The organism is Cellulomonas composti (assembly GCF_007990245.1).
GTDB classification, from domain to species: Bacteria; Actinomycetota; Actinomycetes; order Actinomycetales; family Cellulomonadaceae; genus Cellulomonas; species Cellulomonas composti.
In genome coordinates this window covers 14363-26814 of the sequence record NZ_BJWG01000011.1, presented here as the reverse complement: position 1 = coordinate 26814, position 12452 = coordinate 14363, and the positions used below count along the sequence as shown (strand labels likewise).

General features: G+C 73.6%; 13 protein-coding genes. 3 read left to right on the top strand and 10 right to left on the bottom strand.

All coding sequences use genetic code 11. The annotated features are described in order from the left end of the window. Positions 1 to 30: 30 nt before the first annotated feature. The 5 genes from CCO02nite_RS11920 to CCO02nite_RS11900 all read right to left on the bottom strand — a co-directional run bounded on the left by CCO02nite_RS11920 (position 31) and on the right by CCO02nite_RS11900 (position 3470). Complete coding sequence (locus tag CCO02nite_RS11920) at positions 31 to 750, bottom strand: response regulator (protein WP_146843373.1); 720 nt, start codon at positions 748 to 750, stop codon at positions 31 to 33. Continuing rightward, positions 747 to 2012 carry a sensor histidine kinase gene (locus CCO02nite_RS11915; RefSeq protein WP_146843372.1) on the bottom strand — a complete coding sequence of 422 codons (1266 nt, stop codon included), beginning with the start codon at positions 2010 to 2012 and terminating at the stop codon, positions 747 to 749. Before CCO02nite_RS11915 ends, CCO02nite_RS11920 begins: the two co-directional genes overlap by 4 nt. A gap of 168 nt (positions 2013 to 2180) precedes the next feature. After that, positions 2181 to 2531 (bottom strand): SHOCT domain-containing protein, encoded by a 351-nt coding sequence (locus CCO02nite_RS11910; protein ID WP_186812688.1) that lies wholly within the window; start codon positions 2529 to 2531, stop codon positions 2181 to 2183. Between the two features lie 50 nt (positions 2532 to 2581). Then, positions 2582 to 3019: a DUF6325 family protein gene (locus CCO02nite_RS11905; RefSeq protein ID WP_146843371.1), complete on the bottom strand. Its 438-nt coding sequence runs from the start codon at positions 3017 to 3019 to the stop codon at positions 2582 to 2584. A gap of 46 nt (positions 3020 to 3065) precedes the next feature. Then, positions 3066 to 3470 (bottom strand): DUF7144 family membrane protein, encoded by a 405-nt coding sequence (locus CCO02nite_RS11900; protein ID WP_146843370.1) that lies wholly within the window; start codon positions 3468 to 3470, stop codon positions 3066 to 3068. Between the two features lie 285 nt (positions 3471 to 3755). On the opposite strand from CCO02nite_RS11900, the gene phoU reads away from it, so the two are divergent. Beyond that, a complete protein-coding gene (gene phoU / locus CCO02nite_RS11895) occupies positions 3756 to 4421 on the top strand; it encodes a phosphate signaling complex protein PhoU (protein ID WP_146843369.1) in 666 nt (221 codons plus the stop codon). A 63-nt stretch (positions 4422 to 4484) separates the two neighbouring features. Here phoU and CCO02nite_RS11890 read toward each other — a convergent pair whose 3' ends face one another. The 4 genes from CCO02nite_RS11890 to CCO02nite_RS11875 all read right to left on the bottom strand — a co-directional run bounded on the left by CCO02nite_RS11890 (position 4485) and on the right by CCO02nite_RS11875 (position 9278). Then, positions 4485 to 5222 carry a phosphoglyceromutase gene (locus tag CCO02nite_RS11890; RefSeq protein WP_146843368.1) on the bottom strand — a complete coding sequence of 246 codons (738 nt, stop codon included), beginning with the start codon at positions 5220 to 5222 and terminating at the stop codon, positions 4485 to 4487. 96 nt (positions 5223 to 5318) lie between these two features. Next, on the bottom strand, positions 5319 to 6680 hold the full coding sequence (locus tag CCO02nite_RS11885; RefSeq protein WP_146843367.1) for a glycosyltransferase: 1362 nt from the start codon (positions 6678 to 6680) through the stop codon (positions 5319 to 5321). Between the two features lie 55 nt (positions 6681 to 6735). Then, positions 6736 to 7932: a lactonase family protein gene (locus CCO02nite_RS11880; protein ID WP_146843366.1), complete on the bottom strand. Its 1197-nt coding sequence runs from the start codon at positions 7930 to 7932 to the stop codon at positions 6736 to 6738. Beyond that, positions 7929 to 9278 (bottom strand): ROK family transcriptional regulator, encoded by a 1350-nt coding sequence (locus CCO02nite_RS11875; RefSeq protein WP_307724048.1) that lies wholly within the window; start codon positions 9276 to 9278, stop codon positions 7929 to 7931. Before CCO02nite_RS11875 ends, CCO02nite_RS11880 begins: the two co-directional genes overlap by 4 nt. Between CCO02nite_RS11875 and xylA the strand changes: the two genes are divergently transcribed. Continuing rightward, positions 9268 to 10458 (top strand): xylose isomerase, encoded by a 1191-nt coding sequence (xylA, locus tag CCO02nite_RS11870; RefSeq protein WP_146843365.1) that lies wholly within the window; start codon positions 9268 to 9270, stop codon positions 10456 to 10458. The genes CCO02nite_RS11875 and xylA overlap by 11 nt on opposite strands. Before the next feature lie 23 nt (positions 10459 to 10481). Beyond that, the gene (gene xylB, locus CCO02nite_RS11865; protein WP_146843364.1) at positions 10482 to 11894 is read left to right on the top strand and encodes a xylulokinase; all 1413 of its coding nucleotides are present in this window, start codon (positions 10482 to 10484) and stop codon (positions 11892 to 11894) included. A gap of 163 nt (positions 11895 to 12057) precedes the next feature. Here xylB and CCO02nite_RS11860 read toward each other — a convergent pair whose 3' ends face one another. Then, entirely contained in the window at positions 12058 to 12387 is a 330-nt protein-coding gene (locus CCO02nite_RS11860) for a histone-like nucleoid-structuring protein Lsr2 (protein WP_146843460.1), read from the bottom strand. Positions 12388 to 12452: the final 65 nt, after the last annotated feature.

Sequence of the window (12452 nt, the reverse complement as noted above, 5' to 3'; positions counted from 1 at the left end):
CGGGAGCGTCAGGCGGGATGGTGCGTCCGGCTACGGCTGCGGCGCGCCGGGCTCGTCGTTGAGCTTGTACCCGAGGCCACGGACGGTGACCAGCAGCGTCGGGTTGGCGGGGTCCTCCTCGACCTTCGCGCGGACACGCTTGACGTGGACGTCGAGCGTCTTGGTGTCTCCGACGTAGTCGGAGCCCCAGATGCGGTCGATCAGCTGGCCGCGCGTCAGCACGCGACCGGCGTTGCGCAGCAGGAGCTCGAGCAGCTCGAACTCCTTGAGCGGGAAGGCGACGAGCGCGCCGCGCACCCGCACGGTGTGCCGCTCGACGTCCATCCGGACGGGGCCGGCGACCAGGTCGTCGTCCTCGTCGAGCTCGACGGTGCCGCCCTCGACCGCGGGCGAGCGTCGGCGCAGCACCGCCCGCACCCGCGCGAGCAGCTCACGCGACGAGTACGGCTTGGTCACGTAGTCGTCGGCACCGAGCTCGAGCCCGACGACCTTGTCGATCTCGTCGTCCTTGGCCGTCAGCATGATGACCGGCACCGAGGAGACCGCACGCAGCTGCCGGCAGACCTCCGTGCCCGGCAGGCCGGGCAGCATGAGGTCGAGAAGCACCAGGTCGGCACCGAACTCCTCGAACCGCTCGAGCGCCTCGGGGCCGGTCGCGGCCGTGACGACCTCGAACCCCTCGCGCTCGAGCTGGTAGGTCAGGGGGTCGCGGTAGGACTCCTCGTCCTCGACGAGAAGGATCCTGGTCACGACGCGCTCCGATGCACACTTGCTCCTCGGGAGTCGCGCCCGTCCGACCTCGCGGCCGGTCCGGACGTGCTGGTGGGGGCGGCCGGCGGGTGCCCGGCCGTCGTGGTCGGGATGCCGATGGGCCCCGGCGGCGGGACCGGCACGCGCGGCAGCCGCAGCGTGAAGGTCGAGCCTCGTCCGGGCTGGGACCACACCGTGACGTCACCGCCGTGGTCGGCCGCGACGTGCTTGACGATGGACAGGCCCAGGCCGGTGCCGCCCGTCTCCCGCGAGCGCGCCCGGTCGACGCGGTAGAACCGCTCGAACACGCGCTCCTGGTCCGACGGCGAGATCCCGACACCCTGGTCGACGACCGCGATCTCGACGAAGTCGCCGCTCTCCCGGACCCCGACGCCCACGCGCGTCGCCTCGCCGGAGTACGCGACCGCGTTGTCGACGAGGTTGCGGACCGCGGTGACGAGCAGGTCGTGGTTGCCGAAGACCTCGAGTCCGTGCGTGCCGCCGATCTCGAGGCGCACGCGCTTGGCGGCGGCCGTCGTGCCCGCACGGTCGACCGCCTCGGCGAGCACGCCGTCGAGGTCGACGAGCGTGAGAGTGCCGAGGGCGCCCGCGACCTGCAGCCGCGAGAGCTCGATGATCTCCTGCACGAGCGCGGACAGCCGCTGCGCCTCGGCCTGCATGCGTCCGGCGAACCGCCGCACCGCCTCCGGGTCGTCCGCCGCGTCCTGCACCGTCTCGGCGAGCAGCGACAGCGCGCCCACCGGCGTCTTGAGCTCGTGCGACACGTTGACCACGAAGTCGCGGCGGATCGCCTCGAGCCGCCGCGCCTGCGTGCGGTCCTCCGCGAGCACGACGACGTGTCGCGCGCTCACGTACGCGACGCGGATCTGCACCAGCAGGACGCCCGGTCCGTCGGGGCCGCGCGGGAGCTCGAGCTCCTCGTCGCGGATGACGCCGTCGCGCCGGACCTCGGCGACCAGCTCCCGGACCGAGGCGGGCCCGATCCGCCCGTCGCGCACGAGCCCGAGCGCGTAGGCCGGTGCGCTCGCGCGCACGACCCGGTCCTCGTCGTCCAGCACGACCGCAGCCGACCGCAGCACCGACAGCGTGCGCACGAGCCCTTCGTCGAGCTCGGGTGCGGGGGTCGCGGGAACCGCGCGCTGGCTGCGCTCGCTCCACAGGAACGCCGCGACGGCAGCGCCGCCGACGAGCATCCCGAGGGCGCCAGCCAGCAGCAGGAGCCAGCCGCTGTTCCCGTCCACAGCGCCACCCTAGAGCGCGTGCGGCACGAGCGAGCGCGCGCGACGGCGCGGACGGCCACACTTTGGCGCACCGTTCATCTGACGTTCACCCGGCACCCGACCGAAGAGCCGACGGCCAGGTGTTCGACGACGACCGTCAGCCGAAGCTCCACGCGGTGAACGTCGTGATCAGCTCAGGACCTTGGCCTTCGCCGCCGTGAACTCGTCGTCGGACAGGATGCCCTGCTGGTGGAGCGCGGCGAGCTGCTGCAGCTTGACCATCATGTCGTCACCCGCGGCGGGCGCGGGAGCCGGCGGTGCGGCGGCGCTCTGGGCGGCGACCGCCTGGCGGGCGGCCTCCTCGAGCTGGCGCTGCTGCTCGGCGGCGGCAGCCTGCTGCTCCTCGTAGCTGGCCGCGGCCCTCTGCGACTGGCGGCGCTGGACGGCGCCGGCGGTGGCCGAGGCCGTGCCGGCGATGACGGCCGTGCGGGCGGCGGTGCCGACCAGGCCGGGACGGCCGATGCGACGGACGAGAGGCATGGTGGTTCTCCTCGACTCGGGTGGGTGTGGTGGACGGACGACCCGCGCCGTCAGGCGCCGGTGTCCTCGTCGGACGCGAGCTCGAGGAGGGCCTCGACGACCTCGGCGGGGATGCGCTCGGCGGCGAGCACGAAGCCGCCCGCGTCACGCACCGCGCCGACCAGACCCATCGACCAGACGTGCTCGATGACCATCACGAGCGCCGAGGTCCCCGGCGGCAGCCCGTCGGCGATCTCGTCGATGTCCTCCTGGCCGGTCAGCCCGGACCCGCTCAGCTCGACGTCGGTGATGACGAGGTCGTCGTCGAGCTCGTGCACCTCGATGACCTCGACCTCGCCGACCTCGGGACGGCGGACCACGACGAGGTCGATGATCCTGACCTGCTGGGACGCGACCAGCGCGAGCAGCTCGCTCTTGACGTCCTGCGGGATGCGGTCGTCCGGGAACTCGAATGCCACGAGCTCGATCGGACCGAAGGTGTTCGCCATGCCCGTCATCCTCCTCTCGTCGAACCTGCGGTGCGCGCGCCTCGGCTCAGCTGACGGCGCGCTCGACCTCGTCACCGTGGACGGTGAGCGCCCAGAGCACGAAGCCGCCGAGCACGATCGACGCGAGCGACCACCACGGCGTGACGGGCAGCCAGACGAACTGCCACACCAGGTTGATCACGACGAGCACGACCGCCACGATGCGCGCCCAGCCGGCCGCACCGAACAGCGCGAACCCGGTGAGCGTCAGCAGTGCGCCGAGCGCCAGGTGCACCCAGCCCCACGTCGAGATGTCCAGGACGAAAGCACCCTGGGTCCCGCTCCAGCCCAGCACCTTGTCGTCGTTGAACACGGCGATGAGCCCGGAGATGACGTTGAACAGGCCGATGGTCAGCAGAGCGAACGCGCAGAACCACACCCAACCGACCCAGCCCGTGACCCGCTGCGACATCTTGTTGCCTCCTTCATGCGTCGGCGCTGCGCCGACGACGACGTCTGCCGGCCTGCCTCTCGCGGGCAGGACACGGCCGACACTAGCGCCCGCCGCCGACGTCCGGGTGGCGGCCCGGGTCGGGACCCGTGCAGTGCCCCGTGCAGTGACCCGGCACGTCGATCGTCGGCCTGCGTTCACCTGTCCGTTCACCTGCGGTCGCCCGCGCGTTCACCTGGTGGTGCGATGGTGGCGGCGCGCGTGGCCATCCCCGGCCTCGGCGCGGCACCGCAGGAAGGGACATCGATGCGGGACATCTTCGACGCCGAGCTCGCCCAGCTCGGCGAGGACCTGGTCGCCATGGCAGCTCGGGTCGAGCGCGCCATCACCGACGCCGGGGTAGCGCTGCTGACCGCCGACCTGCCGCGGGCCGAGTCGGTCATCATGGACGACCTCGGGATCGACGCCATGGAGCGCGACCTCGACGAGCGTTGCATCCTGCTCCTGGCACAGCAGCAGCCGGTCGCCACCGACCTGCGCGTCGTCGTCTCGGCGCTGCGCATGAGCGCGACCCTCGAGCGGATGGGCGACCTCGCGCGGCACATCGCACAGGTCGCGCGCGGCCGCTACCCGGGCCACGCGATCCCCGATCCGCTGGCGAGCACGTTCACCGAGATGCACGATGCCGCGGTGCGCGTCGCGCGTCGCACCACGACGCTGCTCGGCACGCGCGACCTGGCGATCGCCGCGGCCGTGGAGCAGGACGACGACACGCTCGACGAGCTGCACGAGAACACGTTCACCGTGCTGCTCGGCGGCGGGTGGACGGGCTCGATCCAGGAGACCGTCGACGTCACGCTGCTCGGCCGGTACTACGAGCGCTTCGGCGACCACGGCGTGAGCATCGCCAAGCGTGTGACCTACCTCGTCACCGGCGCCATGGCCTCGGCCGAGCCCGCGGCCAAGGGCTGACCGACGAGGACATGACGAAGGGGGCCGCCACGGCGGCCCCCTTCGTCGTTCGTCGCGTGCGGGTCAGCGGCCCTGGTTGGCGACCGCTGCGATCGCGGCCTCGGCCGCGCTCGGGTCGAGGTAGGTGCCGCCGGCCACGACCGGCTTGAAGTTCTCGTCGAGCTCGTAGACAAGCGGGATGCCGGTCGGGATGTTGAGCCCGGAGATGGTCTCGTCGCTGATGTCGTCGAGGTACTTCACGAGCGCGCGGATGGAGTTGCCGTGCGCCGCGACCAGGACGACCTTGCCGGCCTGCAGGTCCGGGACGATCGCGGACTCCCAGTAGGGCAGCTCGCGGACGAGCACGTCCTTGAGGCACTCGGTCAGGACGACGGGCTCACCCGCGTAGCGCGGGTCCGCGTCCTGCGAGAACTCGCTGCCCGGCTCGATCGCGGGCGGCGGGACGTCGTACGAGCGACGCCAGAGCATGAACTGCTCCTCGCCGAACTCGTCGAGCGTCTGCTTCTTGTCCTTGCCCTGCAGGGCGCCGTAGTGCCGCTCGTTGAGCCGCCACGACCGCTTCACGGGGATCCAGTGCCGCTCGGCGCCGTCGAGCGCCAGGTTCGCGGTGGTGATCGCACGGCGCAGCAGGGACGTGTGCACGACGTCGGGCAGGATGCCGGCGTCCTTGAGGAGCGTGCCGCCGCGCTTGGCCTCCTCGACGCCCTTCTCGGAGAGGGCCACGTCGACCCAGCCGGTGAACAGGTTCTTCGCGTTCCACTCACTCTCGCCGTGGCGGAGCAGGACCAGGGTGTACGTCATGTGCCCATCCTGCCGCAGTCGCGCGCGGGTGGCGCAGGGACGTCCGTCCCGCGGCCGTCGCCCCGCCCGTGCTCTCACCGGCACGCGTCCGACGAGTCAGCGCGGGCCGTGCTCCCGGGCCACCTCGTAGACCTTGAGCAGCTGCTCGGCGGCGGCGTCCCAGCCGAACCGCTCCGCCGAGCCACGGGCAGCGGCTCCGAACGCCGCGAGCCGCTCACGATCGGCCAGCAGACCTGACAGCGCGTCCGCCCACCGCCGCGGGTCGTGCCCCCGCACCAGCAGTCCGGTCACGCCGTCGTCGACGATCGTGCGCAGCCCGCCGACAGCGGCCGCGACCACCGGCACCCCGGCCGCCTGCGCCTCCGCGGCGACCAGGCCGAACGACTCGGACCGCGACGGCATCGCGACGACGTCGGCGGCGTGGTACCAGGTCGCGAGCTCGTCGCGCGCGGCGGGCGGGCGGACGACGACGCGGTCGGCGACCCCCGTGACCGCCGCGAGCGCCTGCAGCTCACGCACCGCGGTCGAGCGGCCGCTCGGGCCGCCGAGCACGACGAGCACCGGCACGGGCCGACCGGTCGCGCGCAGCACGCCGAGCGCGCGCACGAGCACGTCGGGCGCCTTGAGCGCCTGCACGCGGCCGGCGAACAGGACGATCTCGCCACCGGTCGGCAACCCCAGCGCGCGACGGGCCTCGGCGCGCTGCTCGTCGGGACTCCGGTGCAGCCCGGCGACCATCGGTGCGAACCGCTCGAGATCCACGCCGGGTTCGACGACGTGCACGCGGGCCGGGTCGGCCCCGTACAGCTCGACGAGCTCGGCGGCCTCGGCCGGCGTGGACGCGACCAGGGCGTCCGACTCGGCGACCACCTGCTCCTCGCCGAGCACGCGCGCGGGCGGCTCGGGCGCGTCACCGTCGGCGAGCGACGCGTTCTTCACCTTGGCGAGCGTGTGCGCGCTGTGCACCAGCGGCACCTCCCACCGGTCGGCGGCGATCCGCCCGACCTGGCCGGACAGCCAGTAGTGCGAGTGCACGACGTCGTACCAGCCCGGCCGGCGCGCGGCCTCCCAGCGCAGGAGCCCGGCGGCCATGCCGCACAGCACGCCGGGCAGGTCGTTCTTGTCGAGTCGCTCGAACGGACCCGCGGGCACGTGGTGGACGAGGATCGGCGGCGTCACGCCGGCGGGCACGTCGGTGGCCGTGAGCACCTCGCGCACGCGCGCCTTGTCGAGCGCGGGGTCCAGCGGGGTCCCGTCGTGGTCGACACCGGGCAGCGCCATCGTCTCGGGCAGGTCCGACGAGGTGGCGCGCGTGAAGATCTCGACCCGCGCCCCGCGGGCGGCCAGGGCCCTCGACAGCTCGAGGACGTAGACGTTCATGCCACCGGCGTCGCCCGTGCCGGGCTGGTCGAGCGGGGAGGTGTGCACCGACAGCATCGCGATTCGCGGTGCACTCATGCGCGCGCTCCGAGGGGCTCGGGATCCGGGACGCGGCCATTGTCCCCCACGGCAGTCAGACCGGCAGCACGCAGGTCGGCGACGGCAGGCTCACCCTCGAGACGACGGTGCCGTCGGAGTCGAGCACGACGAGCGCCCCCTCCCGCTCGAGCGCGACGACGACCCATCCCCCGCCGCCCGACGACCCCTGCACCGACGCGCGAGGGTGCCGGTCGGACGCGGGTGCGCCCGCAGGACCTGGCGCCGCGGCGTCGGACTGGCGCACGGGGCTGGTGGTGGCGCTGGTGGTGGTGGGGGTGGGGACCACCGCGAAGTGGCGGGGCCAGTGGCCACCCAGGGCGTGCGAGCGGCCCACGGTCAGCAGGCCGTCGGGGCCGATGTCCCAGCGGGTCAGGACGTCGGCGCCGCGGACCGTGACCAGCACCTCGTCGCCCGCGAGCTCGAGGTGCGAGGTGAGGTCGCCCGCGCCGTGGCGCACGGGGTCGTCGCCCTGGCCGAGCACGGCGCGTTCGTCGTCGGGCCGCGCATGCTCGACGACCGCGGGGACGGACTGCACGAGCGTGCCTGTCGCGCTGGCCTCGTCCCACGCGAGCACGTGCACGGCGACGTCGAGCTCGCCCGCGACGTACGCGAACCGGCCGTCGGCCGAGAAGTCCAGGTGCCGCGGGCCGGTCCCGGGCGGGAAGGAGGCGGCGATCCCCGCGGGCGTGGCCGTGGTGCCGTCCCAGTCGTAGCGGCGTATCTCGTCCGTGCCGAGGTCGACGACGAGCACGTGCCGGCCCCCGGGCGCGAGCGCGACGAAGTGCGCGTGCGGGCCCTCCTGCCGGTCGAGCACGGGCCCTGAGCCGACGTGCCCGTGCACGACGGGCGGCGTGCAGATCGCCCCGTCGGCGTCGAGTGCGTGCACCGCGAGAGTGCCCGTGCCGTAGTTCGCGACGAGCAGCGCGCGGTCGGTCGCGACGACGTGGCACGGGTAGTCACCGCCCGCGGGAACGGCCGCCGCGCCCGTCGGCGTCAGGCTCGCGACCTGGCCCGGCGCATCCTCGAGGACCGCGTAGAGCCGGCCGGCCTCGTGGTCGCCCGGCCGCCGCGCGAGGAACGACGGCGACGCGAGCTCGGCCACCTGCCGGGCCGCGGTCAGCGCGCCCGTCTCGTCGTCGAGCCGTACCGCCCACACGCCCTCGCCGAGCCCGACGGGGGTGCCCGCACCTGCGACGGGATAGGTGCCGATCCACAGCTCGCGCGAGGTCACGGCGCGAGTCTAGGCAGCGCCGCCGCTGCGCCGGGCGCGTCGAGCCACGCGGAGGGGTCCGCGATGACGAGGTCGAGGACGGACAGCGCCGCGCCCGTCAGCGCGGGGATGTCGCCGACGCGCGCGACACCGACCGTCGGCGGCGCCCACGGTGCCGCCAGCACGTGGGTCCGCAGCGCGGCGAGCACGGGTTCGACGAGGTGCTCGGCGAGCCGCGCGTACGTGCCGCCGAGCACGACGTCGGACACGTCGACCGTGTTCACGACGTTCGCGAGCGCGGCGCCGAGCGCCTCCCCCGCTGCCCGGACGGCCTCGTGCGCGGCCGGCGCTCCCGCGGCGAGCGCGGCGACCAGCGACGCCACGCCGGCCTCGCGCTCGAGCCCGGCGGCACGCACCATCGCGTCCTGGCCTGCGACCTGCTCGAGCGGACGCCCGTCCGCGACGAGCGTGTGGCCGAGCTCGCCGGCCCAGCCGTGCCGGCCACCGAAGACGCGACCCTCGAGCACGAGCGCCGCACCGATGCCGATCTCGCCCGAGACGTAGACGAACGACGCGGCACCCTCGCGCCGCTGCGCGCGCGCCTCGGCCCGAGCCGCGAGATCGGCCTCGTTGGCGAGGGTCGGCGGGTGGGCCGAGAACACCTCGGATGCGTCGGCGAGCACGCCCGCGACGTCGACCTCGCGCCATCCGAGGTTGGGCGCGAGCAGCAGCGTCCCCGCGTCGCGGGCGACCAGCCCGGGCAGCGCGAGCGCGGTGCCGACGACGCGGCGCGGGCCGCCCGGCGCGACCGGCTCGCCCGCAGTCGCCGCGACCGGGTCGCCCACAGTCTCCGCGAGCACGTCGTCGGCGACCGCCGCGAGCGCGCGCAGCACGCGTGCGGGATCGCTGTCGCGATGATCGTCCTCGACGACGCGCTCGGCCAGCACGTGACCGGCGAGGTCCAGTGCGCGCACTCCGAGGTAGTCGACGTTGACCTCGGCGCCGAGGGCGACGAGCGTGCCGCCGGCCGGGACCAGGGGGACCGCCGGACGGCCTGCGCGTTGTGTCGCGACGGGCTCGCACTCGGCGAGCAGCCCGCCGGCGACGAGCCGGTCGACGAGCGTGGAGACGGTCGCCCGGGTCAGTCCGGTGGCGGCGGCGACGTCGGCGCGGGACGGTGAGGGGGCGTGGGTCGCAGCGGCATCGAGGACTTCCCGCAGCACGAGGCCGAGGTTGAGCTCGCGCAGGGTGCCCTGACGTGCCGCGGTGGACTTCACGGCTTGACCATAGCCCGTTCCCTCGATAAGTTCATCCGTACAACAAATATCCAGCCCGCTCGACGACGAGAGGTTCGTGATGGTCCGCAAGCCCACTCCCGATGACAAGTTCTCCTTCGGCCTCTGGACGGTCGGATGGCCCGCCCAGGACCCGTTCGGCTCGGCGACCCGCCCGTGGCTGGACCCGGTGGAGTCCGTGCACAAGCTCGCCGAGCTCGGCGCGTCGCACGTCACGTTCCACGACGACGACGTGATCCCCTTCGGCTCGTCGGACGCCGAGCGCGACAAGATCCTCGAGCGGTTCAAGGGTGCGCTGGCCGAGACCGGCATCACGGTCGAGATGGTCACCACCAACACGTTCTCGCACCCGGTGTTCAAGGACGGCGCGTTCACGTCGAACGACCGCCGCGTGCGCCGCTTCGCGCTGCGCAAGATCCTGCGCAACGTCGACCTCGCCGCTTCGCTCGGCGCGGACACGTTTGTCATGTGGGGCGGCCGCGAGGGTGCGGAGTACGACTCCGCCAAGGACCTGTACGCCGCGCACCAGGCGTACGCCGACGGCATCGACACCGTCGCCGGGTACATCAAGGAGAAGGGCTACGGCCTGCGCATCGCGCTCGAGCCGAAGCCGAACGAGCCCCGCGGCGACATCCTGCTGCCGACGATCGGTCACGCGCTCGGCCTCATCGCCAAGCTCGAGCACGGCGACATCGTCGGCCTCAACCCGGAGACGGGTCACGAGCAGATGGCCGGCCTGAACTACACGACGGGCCTCGCCGAGGCGCTGTGGGCCGACAAGCTGTTCCACATCGACCTCAACGGCCAGCGCGGCATCAAGTACGACCAGGACCTCGTGTTCGGTCACGGCGACCTGTTCTCCGCGTTCGCGACGGTCGACCTGCTCGAGAACGGGTTCCCGTCGGGCGGCCCGAAGTACACCGGCCCGGTGCACTTCGACTACAAGCCCTCGCGCACCGAGGACTTCGACGGCGTCTGGGCGTCGGCCGCGGCCAACATGTCGACCTACATCCTGCTCAAGGAGCGGGCGCAGGCGTTCCGCGCCGACCCCGAGGTGCAGGAGGCGCTCGAGTACGCGGGTGTCTTCGAGCTCGCGCAGCCGACGCTGAACGAGGGCGAGACGCTGGCCGACTTCCTCGCGGACCGCTCGGCGTACGAGGACTTCGACGCCGACGAGGTCGCCAAGCGCGGCTTCGGCTTCGTCCGGCTCAACCAGCTCGCGCTCGAGCACGCGCTCGGCGCGCGCGGCTGACACCGGACGGAAGAGGAGAGGACATGGCGCTCGTCGCCGGGGTCGACTCGTCGACCCAGTCCTGCAAGGTCGTGGTCAGGGACGCCGCGACCGGGGCGCTGGTGCGCTCCGGTCGCGCGTCCCACCCCGACGGGACCGAGGTCGCGCCCGCCGCCTGGTGGGACGCGCTGCAGACCGCGGTCGCGGACGCGGGTGGCCTCGACGACGTCGACGCGATCGCGGTCGGCGGGCAGCAGCACGGCATGGTCACGCTCGACGAGCAGGGCGAGGTGGTCCGCGACGCGCTGCTGTGGAACGACACCCGCTCGGCCCCGGCCGCGCTCGACCTGATCGCCGAGGGCGGCGGGCCGCAAGCCTGGGCCGACGCGGTCGGCTCGGTGCTCGTCGCCTCGCTCACGGCGACCAAGCTGCGCTGGCTGCGCGACGCCGAACCGGACGCCGCCGCACGCGTCGCGGCGGTCGCCCTGCCGCACGACTGGCTCACGTGGCGCCTCTCGGGCGCCGCCGGCCTCGACACGCTCGTGACGGACCGCTCCGACGCGTCCGGCACGGGCTACTGGTCGCCGCGCACCGGCGAGTACCGCACCGACCTGCTCGAGCTCGCGCTCGGGCACGGCGCGCACCTGCCGCGGGTCCTCGGCCCGCACGAGGCCGGTCCGCGCAGCGTCGTCGGAGCCCGGACCCCGGTACTGGGTCCCGGCGCGGGGGACAACGCGGCCGCGGCGCTCGCGCTCGGGCTGCGGCCAGGTGACGTCGCGGTCTCGATCGGGACCTCGGGCGTCGTCTCGGCCGTGACCGACTCCCCGACCGCCGACGGCTCCGGCCTGGTGACGGGGTTCGCCGACGCGACGGGCGCGTTCCTGCCGCTCGCGTGCACGCTCAACGCCTCACGGATCCTGGACGCCACCGCGCGCATGCTCGGCGTCGACTACGCCGGACTGTCCGAGCTCGCCCTGTCCGCCCCGGCGGGCGCCGACGGGCTCGTGCTGGTGCCCTACCTCGAGGGTGAGCGCACGCCGAACAAGCCCGACGCGACGGGCGCGCTGCACGGCCTGCGGCTGGCGAACACGACGCCGGCCCACGTGGCCCGTGCTGCGGTCGAGGGCATGCTGTGCGCACTGGCCGACGGCATCGACGCGCTGCGCGCGCAGGGCGTCGGCGTCGAGCGGCTGTTCCTCATCGGTGGCGGCGCCCAGTCACCCGCGGTACGGGCGATCGCCCCGAGCGTGCTCGGTCTCGACGTGCACGTGCCGACCCCCGGCGAGTACGTGGCCGACGGTGCGGCCCGGCAGGCGGCGTGGGTCCTCTCCGGCGACGACGCGCCGCCGAGCTGGAGCGCGGCAGGCGACGCCGAGGTCTACCGTGGCGACTCGCAGCCGCGTGTGCGCGAGCAGTACGCGGCCGTGCGTGAGCTCACCGGGACCCGACCCCGCTGACCGCGAGGTCGACAGACACGTGGGATGGCCGCAGTCGCCACCGCCACGGAAGACAGGAGAGGCCCGACACCACTGCGGGGTGCCGGGCCTCTCCGTGTCTTGCGGACGTGTCTTGCGGACGTGTCCTGCGGGCGTGTCCGACGAGCCTCGGCTCGCGACGAGATCAGCGCGCCGCGTCGTACGCCTTGCGGACCTCGGCGCTGATGCGACCCCGCTCCGAGACCTCGATGCCCTGGGACTTGGCCCACTCACGGATCGCGCCGGCGTCGCTGGAACGGCGCCGTGCGCTGCTGCCGACGCGCGCGCTCGTCGCGCGGCCGCCGACCTTGCGGCCGTGCCCGATCCACGTCGCGAATGCGTCCCGCAGCTCACCGGCGTGCGCGCTGGTGAGGTCGATCTCGTACGTCACGCCATCCAGCGCGAACGTCACCGTCTCGTCGGCCGTGCTGCCGTCGAGATCGTCGACGAGCAGGACCTGAACCTTCTGGGCCATCGTGTTCTCCGGATTCGGGAAAGAAAAAGAATACCTGGGCGCCGTCAGGATCGCACCGTCCGGCA

What these genes read in the sequence shown, in the direction of transcription:
- xylB (WP_146843364.1), top strand. Translation starts at nt 10,482, where the DNA reads ATGGCGCTCGTCGCCGGGGTCGACTCGTCGACCCAGTCCTGCAAGGTC.
- CCO02nite_RS11885 (WP_146843367.1), bottom strand. Translation starts at nt 6,680, where the DNA reads ATGAGTGCACCGCGAATCGCGATGCTGTCGGTGCACACCTCCCCGCTC.
- xylA (WP_146843365.1), top strand. Translation starts at nt 9,268, where the DNA reads ATGGTCCGCAAGCCCACTCCCGATGACAAGTTCTCCTTCGGCCTCTGG.
- CCO02nite_RS11905 (WP_146843371.1), bottom strand. Translation starts at nt 3,019, where the DNA reads ATGGCGAACACCTTCGGTCCGATCGAGCTCGTGGCATTCGAGTTCCCG.
- CCO02nite_RS11900 (WP_146843370.1), bottom strand. Translation starts at nt 3,470, where the DNA reads ATGTCGCAGCGGGTCACGGGCTGGGTCGGTTGGGTGTGGTTCTGCGCG.
- CCO02nite_RS11910 (WP_186812688.1), bottom strand. Translation starts at nt 2,531, where the DNA reads ATGCCTCTCGTCCGTCGCATCGGCCGTCCCGGCCTGGTCGGCACCGCC.
- phoU (WP_146843369.1), top strand. Translation starts at nt 3,756, where the DNA reads ATGCGGGACATCTTCGACGCCGAGCTCGCCCAGCTCGGCGAGGACCTG.
- CCO02nite_RS11860 (WP_146843460.1), bottom strand. Translation starts at nt 12,387, where the DNA reads ATGGCCCAGAAGGTTCAGGTCCTGCTCGTCGACGATCTCGACGGCAGC.
- CCO02nite_RS11890 (WP_146843368.1), bottom strand. Translation starts at nt 5,222, where the DNA reads ATGACGTACACCCTGGTCCTGCTCCGCCACGGCGAGAGTGAGTGGAAC.